We start from the raw sequence: 7,222 nt of genomic DNA, 5'->3' as shown, positions 1-7,222 counted from the left end.
AGGGCCATCACGCCACGCAGGCGCAGGCGGGGCAGGGCGGCCACCTCGCGGGCCAGGGCCAGGGCCTCGTCTGGCGAGACCCCGCTCTTGCTTTCTTCCCCGCTGGTGTTGACCTGGATGCACACCTGCAGCGGTGGCAGCGCTGCCGGACGCTGGTCGTTCAGGCGCTGGGCGATCTTGAGGCGGTCGATGGTGTGCACCCAGTCGAAGGCCTCGGCCACCACGCGCGTCTTGTTGCTCTGCAGGGGGCCGATCAGGTGCCAGGTGATCTGGCTGCGCAGGTCGGCCAGCTCTGCGATCTTGTCCAGCGCCTCCTGCACGTAGTTCTCACCGAAACAGCGCTGTCCGGCCTCGAAGGCCTCGCGCACCGTTACAGCCGGAAACGTTTTGCTCACGGCCAGCAAGGTGACACTGTCCCCCGGCCTGTGGTGTTCTGAACAAGCCTGTTGTATCCGGCTTCTGACTTCTTGTAGCTTGTTTGCGATCGTCGCCATAATGGGTCTGTCACGTCCTGTCTGTCCCCGACATCATCCATGGATATCACCCAACTCCTCGCCTTCTCGGTCAAGAACAAGGCCTCTGACCTGCATTTGTCGGCGGGGTTGCCCCCCATGATCCGGGTGCACGGCGATGTGCGGCGCATCAACGTTGACGCGCTGGACCACAAACAGGTCCACGACATGGTGTACGACATCATGAACGACGCCCAGCGCAAGATGTACGAAGAGACGCTGGAGTGCGACTTCTCCTTCGAGATCCAGGGCCTGGCGCGTTTCCGGGTCAACGCCTTCAACCAGAACCGCGGCGCCGGCGCCGTCTTCCGGACCATTCCCTCGAAGATCCTCACGCTGGAGCAGCTCAATGCGCCCAAGGTCTTCGCCGAGCTGGCCCTGAAGCCGCGTGGCCTGGTGCTGGTCACCGGCCCCACGGGTTCGGGCAAGTCGACCACGCTGGCCGCCATGGTCAACCACCTCAACGAGACCGAGTACGGCCACATCCTCACGGTCGAAGACCCGATCGAGTTCGTGCACGACTCCAAGAAGTGCCTGATCAACCAGCGCGAAGTCGGCCCCCACACCATGAGCTTCGCCAACGCCCTGCGTTCGGCCCTGCGCGAAGACCCCGACGCCATCCTCGTGGGTGAAATGCGCGACCTGGAAACCATCCGCCTGGCGCTCACCGCGGCGGAAACCGGCCACCTGGTCTTCGGCACCCTGCACACCTCCAGCGCCGCCAAGACCATCGACCGCGTGGTCGACGTCTTCCCTGCGGCCGAAAAGGACATGGTGCGCGCCATGCTGTCCGAATCGCTGCAGGCCGTGATCTCGCAAACGCTGTGCAAGACCAAGGACGGCTCGGGCCGGGTCGCGGCCCACGAAATCATGATCGGCACGCCGGCCATCCGCAACCTCATCCGCGAGAACAAGATCGCGCAGATGTACTCGTCCATCCAGACGGGCAACAACCTGGGCATGCAGACCCTCGACCAGAACCTGACCGAGCTGGTGCGCCGCAATGTGATCTCGCCCGCCGAGGCCCGCGCCAAGGCCAAGATCCCTGAAAACTTCCCAGGCTGATCCCGCACATGAAACGATTGCTGGACCGTTTTGTCAGCAGCCCGGCTGCCGCACGCGACAGCGAGCCCGTGCAGGCCGACGACGAAGGCTTCTTCTCCACCCAGTTCATGGAGCGGCCCGAGCAGGCCCGCGCCAATTCCGCCTGGCAGGCCCGCGCCCTGGCCGTGGGCGCCCATGCGCTCGATGCCGACGTCGGCCTGGCCCTGTTGCTCAAGGCCTGGGGGCAGGACGCCTTCATGGCCTCGCTCGACGAGGCCACCCAGCGCAAGCTGCTCGGGCACCTGCAGTTCGTGACCGTGCCCGCTGGCCGCGAGCTCATCGTGCAGGATGAAAAGGGCGACTACGCCCTGATCGTGCTCGAAGGGCTGGTTGCGGTCGACCGCGTGCAGCCCACCGGTGCGCGCGCCCGCCTGGCCGAGGCCCGCGAGGGCGACGTGCTCGGCGAGATGTCCTTGCTCGATGCCGGGGCCCGTTTCGCCTCCTGCCTCACGCTCAGCCGCTGCGCCCTGGCCGTGCTCACCACCGAGGCCCTCGACGAGTTCGCCATCGAAGAGCCTCGCCTGGGCATGGCCCTCATGACCTCGATCGCGCGGCGCCTGTCCCTGCGCATGCGCCAGCTCAGCGCCCGCCTGGGCGCGCTGCTCACCGCGGGCTGAGCGCCGGGTCTCCGCGCCACGCCCACTGCCACCACACACACCAAGATCCAAGAAGGGGACCCACCATGGAACGCGATCAGGCCTCGAAATTCATCAACGACCTGCTCAAGCTGATGGTGGCCCGGGGCGGCTCCGACCTCTTCCTCACGGCCGAGTTTCCGCCGGCCATCAAGGTCGATGGCAAGGTCACCAAGGTCTCCCCCCAGCCGCTCACCTCGCAGCACACGGTGTCCCTGGCGCGCTCGATCATGAACGACAAGCAGTCGGCCGAGTTCGAGCGCACCAAGGAGTGCAACTTCGCCATCTCGCCGGGTGGCGTGGGCCGTTTCCGCGTCAATGCCTTTGTGCAGCAGGGGCACGTCGGCCTGGTGCTGCGCACCATCCCGCAGACCCTGCCCACGGTCGATGCCCTGGGCCTGCCCCAGATCCTCAAGGACACGGTGATGACCAAACGGGGCCTGGTCATCCTGGTCGGGGCCACGGGCTCGGGCAAGTCGACCACGCTGGCGGCCATGGTCGACCACCGCAACGAGAACTCCTACGGCCACATCATCACGCTGGAAGACCCGGTCGAGTTCGTGCACCCGCACAAGAACTGCATCGTCACCCAGCGTGAGATCGGCATCGACACCGACGGGTGGGGCATGGCGCTCAAGAACACGCTGCGGCAGGCGCCCGACGTGATCCTCATGGGCGAAATCCGCGACCGCGAGACCATGGAGCACGCCGTGCAGTTCGCCGAAACCGGCCACCTGTGCATGGCCACGCTGCACGCCAACAGCGCCAACCAGGCGCTGGACCGCATCATCAACTTCTTCCCTGAAGAGCGCCGCGCCCAGCTGCTGATGGACCTGTCCCTCAACCTCAAGGGCCTGATCTCCCAGCGCCTGCTGCCTCGCCAGGAGGGCAAGGGCCGGGTGGCCGCAGTCGAGGTCCTGCTGAACACGCCCCTGATCTCCGACCTCATCTTCAAGGGCGAGGTGGGCGAGATCAAGGAGATCATGAAGAAGTCCCGCGAACTGGGCATGCAGACCTTCGACCAGGCCCTCTACGACCTCTACGAGGGCAACGACGTCACCTACGAAGACGCCCTGCGCAACGCCGATTCCGTCAACGACCTGCGCCTGCAGATCAAGCTCAACAGCCAGCGCGCCCGGTCCTCCGACCTGGCCGCCGGCACAGAACACCTCAAGATCGTCTGATTCCCTCATGAGCGCCGCCGCTTCCAAGACCTACGACCCCACCCCTGCCCGCTGCGTGGCCTTCATCGGCCTGGGCACCATGGGCGCCCCCATGGCCGCCCACCTGCTGGCGGCTGGCCATCAGGTCACCGTCTACAACCGCACCACCGCCAAGGCCGAGGCCTGGGTGGCCGAGCATGGCGGGCGGTGGGCCGTCACGCCGCGTGAGGCCGCGCAGGGGGCCGACATCGTCTTCACCTGCGTGGGCAACGACGACGACCTGCGCCAGGTCACCATTGGCACCGAGGGCGTCTTCGCGTCCTTGAAGGCCGGGGCCATCGTGGTCGACCACACCACCACCTCGGCCGAGGTCGCTCGCGAGCTCTCGGCCGTGGCCGCGCAGCAGGGCTTGTCCTTTGTGGATGCGCCCGTCTCGGGTGGCAACCTGGGGGCCATCAACGGTGTGCTCACCGTGATGTGCGGTGGCTCGGCCGAGGCCTTTGCCCAGGTTGAGCCGGTCATCCGTGCCTTTGCCCGCGCCGTCACCCTGTTGGGCGAGAGCGGCTCGGGCCAGCTGGCCAAGATGGTCAATCAGATCTGCATCGGTGGCCTGCTGCAAGGCCTGTCAGAGGCCATTGCCTTCGGCCAGAAGGCCGGGCTGGACATGCAGCAGGTGATCGGCGTGATCTCGCAAGGCGCGGCCGGCAGCTGGCAGCTGGCCAACCGTGGCCCCACGATGGTCAAGGACGAGTTCGATTTCGGCTTTGCCGTCGACTGGATGCGCAAGGACCTGGGCCTGGTGCTCGACGAGGCCCGCCGCCAGGGCGCGCGCCTGCCCGTCACGGCCCTGGTCGACCAGTTCTATGCCGATGTGCAGGCCCAGGGCGGCGGTCGGCTGGACACCTCCAGCCTGATCAAGCGCCTGCGCTGAGCCTGTTCAGGCCCCGGCGCACCGCGCGTGGGTGCGCTTCATTGCGCCGTGCTGGTGGGCGCAGGGGCCGGACGGGGCAGCTTGTTGGCCAGCTCGTCTTCGCTGATGACCTGGAAGGCCTTGACCACGCGCTTGACGCCGCTGATGCTGGCCGTGAGCTCGGCCGCACGGTTGGCTTCGCGTTCGGTCACCAGGCCCATGAGGTAGACCTCGCCGCGTTGCACTTCGATCTTGAAGGCGTTCGAGATCAGGTCGCGCGCGTCCACCAGGGTGGCGCGCACCTTGCTGGCCAGCAGCACGTCGTTGGAGCGCGTGCTCAAGGAGCTGTTGAGCGTCACGGCCAGCTCGTCCATCACCTTGTTCACGTTTTCGACCCCGGCCACGGCCCGCACCACAGCGGCCTTGTCGGCCTCGGTGGGCACTTCGCCGGTCAGCAGCACCTGGCGGTTGTAGGCGGTCACGTTCACATGGCCGCGGTCGCCGATGGCGTCGCGCACGCGCTTGCCCGCCTTCAGCTCGATGCCCTGGTCTTCCAGTTGCGTGCCGGAGGTGCGGCGGTCGGTGGCCACGAAGGCGCTGCCCACGGCCGAACCCAGGATCAGGGGCGCGCAGCCGCTCAGGGCGCTGCAGGCCAGGACGGCCACGGCGGTGCCGCGCAGCAGGGCGGTCGACAAGTTGGAACGGTTCATCAGGCGTCTTCTCCAAGCAGGTGGGTGTCCACCGCCGCACACAGGCCCGTGATGGCCAGCCAGGCGATGGCGAACAGGGTGTCGGGCCGGGTGCCAGGCAGGGGCACCCAGACATCGGTGTCGCGCAGCAGGGGCCCCAGGGTCTGGGCGGCCTCGCCGGTGAAGGCAATCAGGGTCAGGTCGAGTTCGCTGGCGGCCTCGGTGGCCTCGCGCAGGTCGGGGTCGTCGCGCTCCAGCGAGAAGGCCAGCCACACGTCGCCGGGGTGACCCAGGGCGCGCACCTGCTGGGCCAGGCCGGGCAGCCGGTCCGAGGCGGCGGGTGCCAGGGCCACGGCGGCCAGGGGAGGGCGCTCGCGGCCTTGGCCCTGCACCAGCAGGGTGGCGGCGCGCTGCGCCAGCAGGGCGGCTTCGTCTTCGCCGGCGCACCAGACCTTGCCACCCGAGGTGAGCGTGTGCATCAGGGCCAGGGAAGCGTAATTGAGCTGCTGGGCCAGGCGCTCCGACGACTGGTAGAGCCAATCGGCGGTTTCCAGCAGCGGCTGCTGCAGGTAGGTGTGCTGAAATTGGGGATCCGACATGGCGCGGATGATAAGTCAGTGCTTCCGCGTCTCAGCGTGAGGCGTCAAAAGCCGCCACCAGCCATTCCAGCCGGTCGCCGTCGATGGCCACCACGTCAAAGCGGCAGGGGGGCCACACCTTCAGCCCCATCAGGTAGGTTTGCGCCCCGCGGATGCAGCGCTGCTGCTTGCCTCGCCCCACGGAGGCCGCTGCGCCGCCATGGGCCTCGCCCGTGCGCTGGCGCACCTCCACGAACACCAGCGTGCCCTCGGCGTCGCGGTCGCGCATGATGAGGTCCACCTCGGCGCCGCGCGCGCTGGGGCCGCGCGCCACCCGATAATTGCGCTCCACCAGCGTCAGTCCCTGGGCCAGCAGATAGGCCAGTGCGCGCTCCTCTGCTTCATCTCCCCGGGATTTTGTCGTGACCTTCGATGCCAACACCCTGCTCCATGCCGCCCAACAGGTGGCCGCCGGCCAGCAGTATCCCAAAGGTGCGCTCTACCTGGTCGCCACGCCGATCGGCAACCTCGCCGACATGAGCCTGCGCGCCGTGCACGTCCTGGCCCTGGCCGACGTGGTGGCCTGCGAAGACACCCGTGTGTCGGGCCAACTGCTGCGCCACCTCGGCATGGACAAGAAACTGGCCGCCGTGCACCAGCACAACGAGGCCCAGGCCGCCCAGGGCCTGGTCGCGCTCATGCTCGAAGGCCAGCGCGTCGCCTACGTGAGCGATGCCGGCACCCCCGCCGTCTCCGACCCTGGCGCCCACCTGGTGCAGGCCGCCCACGCCGCCGGCCTGCCTGTCATCCCTTTGCCCGGAGCCAGCGCCGTCACCACGGCCCTGAGCGCCGCTGGCGACACCCGCGCCCAGGGCTTTCGCTTCCTGGGCTTTTTGCCCTCCAAGGGCGCGGCCCGCCAGTCGGCCCTGCGCGAGGCGCTGGTGCCCACCTGCAGCCTGGTGCTGTTCGAGGCCCCGCACCGCATCGAGGACCTGGCCGCCGACCTGCTGACCGTCTGCCCCCTGGCCACCGTCACCGTCTGCCGCGAACTCAGCAAGCAGTTCGAAGAGATTGCCACCTTGCCGGTGAGTGGCCTGGCCGCCTGGCTGGCCGGTGGCGCCCATCGCCAGCGAGGCGAGTTCGTGCTGGTCGTCCACGCCCAGGGTGAAACCGAAGCCTTGCCAGGCTTGCCGCCTGCGGTGGAGGCTGTGCTCAGCGAACTGGTGCAGCACATCCCCGTCAAAAAAGCGGCAGGGCTGCTGGCCGACCTCACGGGCCTGCCGCGCAAGGCCTTGTACGACGAGGCCCAGCGCTGTCGCGACCAGGGGTCAGCGGAGGACTTGGGGTAAACCCCTGATCTGACAACGTGCGGTGTGAGAAATTTAACGCCGCAGGGCTATGGCGATAACCCTGAGGCCTGGGGTGAACCCTTGAAACGACCGTTTGAGAGGCGTCCAACAATGGACGCCAGCAGCCCGCCGAGCTGCGTCCCCTACCGGAGAGCTCACGATGTCGAACCCCTTCTTCCCCCGCATCAGCCTGGGCGCCGCCACCCTGGCCCTGGCCGCCTTGGCCGCATCCCCGGTGGCCCATGCCACCACAACCACCACCGCCACCGGCTCCCAGACCCG

General features: G+C 67.9%; 9 protein-coding genes. 5 read left to right on the top strand and 4 right to left on the bottom strand.

Annotated elements, in window-relative coordinates; genetic code table 11:
• Positions 1–494 (bottom strand): YggS family pyridoxal phosphate-dependent enzyme (locus tag QZ994_RS17605; RefSeq protein WP_290874738.1); only part of this gene is annotated, 494 nt, incomplete at its 3' end.
• A gap of 39 nt (positions 495–533) precedes the next feature.
• Between QZ994_RS17605 and QZ994_RS17600 the strand changes: the two genes are divergently transcribed.
• The 4 genes from QZ994_RS17600 to QZ994_RS17585 all read left to right on the top strand — a co-directional run bounded on the left by QZ994_RS17600 (position 534) and on the right by QZ994_RS17585 (position 4,345).
• Positions 534–1,577: a type IV pilus twitching motility protein PilT gene (locus QZ994_RS17600; protein WP_290874737.1), complete on the top strand. Its 1,044-nt coding sequence runs from the start codon at positions 534–536 to the stop codon at positions 1,575–1,577.
• 8 nt (positions 1,578–1,585) lie between these two features.
• Positions 1,586–2,233 carry a Crp/Fnr family transcriptional regulator gene (locus tag QZ994_RS17595; RefSeq protein WP_290874734.1) on the top strand — a complete coding sequence of 216 codons (648 nt, stop codon included), beginning with the start codon at positions 1,586–1,588 and terminating at the stop codon, positions 2,231–2,233.
• A gap of 65 nt (positions 2,234–2,298) precedes the next feature.
• Entirely contained in the window at positions 2,299–3,435 is a 1,137-nt protein-coding gene (locus QZ994_RS17590) for a PilT/PilU family type 4a pilus ATPase (protein ID WP_290874731.1), read from the top strand.
• Between the two features lie 7 nt (positions 3,436–3,442).
• Complete coding sequence (locus QZ994_RS17585) at positions 3,443–4,345, top strand: NAD(P)-dependent oxidoreductase (RefSeq protein ID WP_290874728.1); 903 nt, start codon at positions 3,443–3,445, stop codon at positions 4,343–4,345.
• Positions 4,346–4,383: 38 nt separating this feature from the next.
• On the opposite strand, the gene QZ994_RS17580 is transcribed toward QZ994_RS17585, so the two are convergent.
• Genes QZ994_RS17580 through QZ994_RS17570 form a run of 3 tightly spaced genes read right to left on the bottom strand, consistent with a single transcriptional unit; the run spans position 4,384 to position 6,030 of the window.
• Complete coding sequence (locus QZ994_RS17580; protein ID WP_290874725.1) at positions 4,384–5,034, bottom strand: BON domain-containing protein; 651 nt, start codon at positions 5,032–5,034, stop codon at positions 4,384–4,386.
• Complete coding sequence (locus QZ994_RS17575) at positions 5,034–5,612, bottom strand: SIS domain-containing protein (protein ID WP_290874722.1); 579 nt, start codon at positions 5,610–5,612, stop codon at positions 5,034–5,036. The genes QZ994_RS17580 and QZ994_RS17575 overlap by 1 nt, the downstream gene beginning before the upstream one ends.
• A 31-nt stretch (positions 5,613–5,643) precedes the next feature.
• Complete coding sequence (locus QZ994_RS17570) at positions 5,644–6,030, bottom strand: YraN family protein (protein WP_290874719.1); 387 nt, start codon at positions 6,028–6,030, stop codon at positions 5,644–5,646.
• Between QZ994_RS17570 and rsmI the strand changes: the two genes are divergently transcribed.
• Positions 6,014–6,940, top strand: coding sequence for a 16S rRNA (cytidine(1402)-2'-O)-methyltransferase (gene rsmI / locus QZ994_RS17565; protein WP_290874716.1), 927 nt, complete (start codon positions 6,014–6,016; stop codon positions 6,938–6,940). The two genes, QZ994_RS17570 and rsmI, sit on opposite strands and share 17 nt — an antisense overlap.
• Positions 6,941–7,222: the final 282 nt, after the last annotated feature.

Source organism: Aquabacterium sp. (genome assembly GCF_021768455.1).
Classification (GTDB): Bacteria; Pseudomonadota; Gammaproteobacteria; order Burkholderiales; family Burkholderiaceae_C; genus Aquabacterium.
Note: the sequence above shows the minus strand (reverse complement) of the source record. Positions and strands in the feature narration are given on the sequence as shown.